Source organism: Bacillus sp. JJ1773 (assembly GCF_036962035.1).
Classification (GTDB): domain Bacteria; phylum Bacillota; class Bacilli; order Bacillales; family Cytobacillaceae; genus Cytobacillus.
Map to the genome: position 1 here is coordinate 35105 of NZ_JBALNX010000102.1, position 227 is coordinate 35331.

Below are 227 nucleotides of genomic sequence, written 5' to 3' on the forward strand. Positions count from 1 at the left end.
TTCCACAATCGCGCCCGATTGTTGAATATCGTTATTAAAGGAAAGCACCCGTTAGCCATCCATGCAGCACAAAATTAGTGCTGCACCACAGAGTATGAAAATAATTAGGAAGCGCCAATACTGATACTGATCTTAATCCAGTCAACCCATTCCATAGATCAATGAATTGTAGTTCTTTCCATTTTTTTAACGATGGATAAGGGTCTCTTTGGTATTGCCTTTTTTCG

Annotated in this window: 1 protein-coding gene; it reads right to left on the bottom strand. The window is 39.2% G+C overall.

The features are described 5' to 3' along the window. Positions 1 to 34: 34 nt before the first annotated feature. The coding region (locus V7127_RS23395; RefSeq protein ID WP_335490283.1) for a hypothetical protein at positions 35 to 227 on the bottom strand (193 nt) is incomplete at its 5' end.